General features: G+C 38.8%; 1 protein-coding gene. It reads right to left on the reverse strand.

Features of this window, described 5'->3' with window-relative positions:
- Nucleotides 1-3,106, reverse strand: a 3,106-nt coding sequence (locus AB1422_14425) for a hypothetical protein (protein MEW6620508.1), incomplete at its 3' end; no start/stop codon positions are given.
- Between the last annotated feature and the right edge of the window lie 915 nt (nt 3,107-4,021).

The following is a 4,021-nucleotide window of genomic DNA, read 5'->3' on the forward strand; positions in this document are numbered from 1 at the left end:
TCGAGCCTATTTGTGGGGTTAAACTCCCTATGAATTGTTCCACCTGCCATTTGTAACTCGAAATCTCCGTGAGATAATTATCAAACATATCATATCCTTTAGCCAAAAAGGAACAGCTATTTAAAATACTTACAGTTTGAGTTTGAGGAAAGATATTAATATGATGTAGTTCACCCGGGGTAATGGTAATAGAGGCAAAGGCACTCTTACCACTGGATGTCGCCATTATCATTCCCTCGCAAACAACTATTCCAGCGGTAAATAGGGTTGATGAGCCAATAGCAGGCAAGATACTCCCCCCAATAACAGACCAATTATAACTTAGTTCTGGAATCAGGTTATGATACTTATCATAGCCTTGTGCATAAAACATCAGACTTTCAGTTACTCTCAGGGTAGCAAAACCTGGAGTTATCTGAATATAATCTACCGCACCTGGGATAATAGTAATTGTCGCCATCCCAGTAATAGTCCCGGAGGTTACGGATACTGTTCCGATTAATGCCTTTGTGCCAGCAGTAAAAAGCGTCATCGAGCCTATTTGTGGGGTTAAACTCCCTATGAATTGTTCCACCTGCCATTTGTAACTCGAAATCTCCGTGAGATAATTATTAAACATATCATATCCTTTAGCCAAAAAGGAACAACTATTTAAAATACTTACAGTTTGAGTTTGAGGAAAGATATTAATGTGATGTAGTTCACCCGGGGTAATGGTAATAGAGGCAAAGGCACTCTTACCACTGGATGTCGCCATTATCATTCCCTCGCAAACAATTATTCCAGCGGTAAATAGGGTTGATGAGCCAATAGCAGGCAAGATACTCCCCCCAATAACAGACCAATTATAAGTTAGTTCTGGGATCAGGTTATGATACTTATCATAGCCTTGTGCATAAAACATCAGACTTTCAGTTACTCTTATGGTAGCAAAACCTGGAGTTATCTGAATATAATCTACCGGACCAGGAATTACCTTGATTATTGCTGTTGCGGTTAATGTTCCAATCCAGGCAGAGATAGTGCCCATCCCTGGAGTTATTCCTGCCGTAAATAAAGTTACAGAGCCTATTTGAGAGCTAATATGACCAATATTATCTATCGCCCAATTAAAAGTTAAGCCATGAATGGGGTTATGATGTTGGTCATAACCACAAGCGGTGAATTCTTTTATTTTAGTAACCTCTAAAGTAACAGTAGCAGGATTAATTTTAATGTAATCTAAGACAGGAGAGATTATAGTTGTTATAGTCGTAGAACTACCAACTATATTTGGATTAGTTTGTGATATTGCGGTTAAGGTAAGTGCATCCAGAGTACCTATTTTTGCCGTAGGAGGTATGGTAATCTGCACCTTTATGGTCGCAGAAGCACCGGCATTTAGAAATATCGAACTAATGAGGTTATTGGCTATATCAAAAATTTGTGTCGTCCAGGAGTTAGAAGATGAAGCCAAAAGGTTAAAAGTATCGGCAACGAGTTCATTATTAGATATATTAAAGTCATAACTTAAAGTAGAGTCTGGAATAGTTTCTTTTCCCGCAGGGGCTAAAACAACTACGCCACCGGGACTAATTATGCTTAATTGGTCGTTTGAATAAGGGGGAGGTTGCGTATTTACTTGAGTTTGTGTTGCACAAGAATTTGAAGAGCGAACTTCAAATAAATAAGTTCCATCTACAAGTGCGGCTGGAGTAAAATAGAATCCTTCCTCTGCCTCATCAAAATTTCCATCTGAGGATTGACAATCTATCCAGCTTCCACCATTTATCCTGTATTGAACATCAGTGATTAGATTTATTGTAATGTCACTTCCAGTCCCATAAGGATTATTATTCGGATAAGGATTGACTTTTACCGTCCCATTGTAAGTCGGTGTATTATCCGTAGTTGGGTCTGGGACATAAGATTGGAGTTGAGTTATTGGAAAGGTATCGACAATATCCAGAATATCATCATTATCCGTATCTCGCCAGCCTATTTGTTGGCGGGTATAGGTACATACTGCCCCAATTGAATATGGAAATATCTGTCCTCGCATGATACAATCGTCATCTATTATGCCATTAACTTCAAAGTTACCATTGATTATATTTAGATAGCCACTGTGGTCATCTGCTGAAGACCCGGAGCTACTATATTCATCTAAGGCGTAAAATATATGCCCTATCTCATGGGCAGTGACGGCATCCATATTTTCTATTCCATAATTATCATTTTTATAAGTCATTACCACTAAAGGACCTCCAAGATAGGCATAGGCAAAATACTTTTTATCGGCAAACATACCATCGTCATCATTACTGGAATCAACGACATAGATAGTGAATGCCCAGTTCGTCTGATATATCTCTCTTAGATGATTATTATAATCCCTAACCTTCGTTAAATACTTTGTATAAGAATTAGGATGAACGGTATCAATTGTCTGTGTAATCCATAGATCTTCATCTTTTTGAGTTAAGTTAATAGGTTCGTAGCTCGTAGGGACTTTTTTATGCAGTTCGTAAGTAAAACTCAAGTAGGCATCAGGTTCTTTATTTACCCACCAATCACAGGCAGACATTATCTCATTCACGACTTTAGTCTCTTCTGATATCTCCCAATTTTCCGTCCCGCCATTACTTTCTGGTAAGATTATGCCAACGGCAATCTTGCCAATCATATACGCAGAAGTGTCAGAAAATGAGGCACCATAAGGAGGGGCTTTAGTTATAGGGCTTTCTTCTGGTTCCCAGATAAGGCAATCATCTCTAATTGGTTCTGGTTCTGGTAGTTTAAGAGGCAAGATTATCGGCGGTGGTTCAAATCTTAAATTCCAGACCTTAACAGCAAAAATAGCGGTTTCCCCTAAATTTTCTACTGCTGAAAGTGGAATTATTCCATTATAGATATTCACATCTTTTATATTTGTTGGAATATCCCCAATCAAGATATGGGGTGGAAAGATATGAACTATCCTGCCGCCTTGTGATTCAATGAGTTTGATGACATTTCTCATTGAATTAAGGTCAGTAGATTGAGACACCGCTAAACTATATGTTCCTGCATCTGTTTCAGACAGAAATAAAAAGATTGATAAGATAAGAAAAGATAAATATTTCATAATTCCAGGTAAGGCGGAAAAAGTAACATTTGTCAAAGGAAGAATAACAAAAAATTGGATAAAAGTCAAGGGAATTTTTGAGATTTCTCGCAAAGGACGCTAAGAAAAGTCCCCTGGCGACCTTTGCGTCTTGCCGAGAGGTAACTATTCACCATTCACAATTCACCATTCACAATTTCTTCCCTAAATTTCCTTAATAATGGTGAATGGTGAATTGTCAATTGTGAATTGTGAATTATCACTCTTCACGGTGTCAAGCAAACCTGGCCCAAGAGTTCGATGCACCGCTATAGCGCATCCAATGACTCTATTCGATAATTCATCAAATTTCACTTCGTGCTCTCCGTACCCTTCGTGCTGAATAGTTACGCCGAGAGAAAATTTCTATTTAGTTTCATAGTAACTATTTAGCCACTGATTAACACGGATTAGCAGGGATAAATACAGAGGACAGAGGACAGAGGGCAGAGGGCAGAGGGCAGAAGGCAGAGGGCAGAGGACAGAGGGCAGAAGGCAGAGGACAGAGGCGGGTTGTCCCCCGCTGGCGGGGGTTAGGGGGTGGAAATTTCCTCCACTGGCAGAGAATCAAGAAGGATAGAAGATAAAAGTCAGAAGGCGAAAAACCCTTCAGCCTTCAGCCTAATTACCGACACGGATTACGAATTTTCAGTGTTTCATCTGTGTCCCTCTGTGGCTGAATAGTTACCATTTTTTTGTAAGCGTTCAGGTGGTGTAACAAAAGGAGATGTGGAGATTAAGGAGATAGGGAGATATTATTAAAAAATTGGAATTAGTAGAAACTAATAGGAAATTTATGGAAATTTGTTGTTTTCCACAATCAATTTCTACCTATTTCTATAAATTTCAATCTATTTCTATTATCTTATCTCCATATCACTCTTATCTCCTTATCCC

This window comes from bacterium, from assembly GCA_040757115.1.
Lineage (GTDB): Bacteria > UBA9089 > CG2-30-40-21 > CG2-30-40-21 > SBAY01 > JBFLXS01.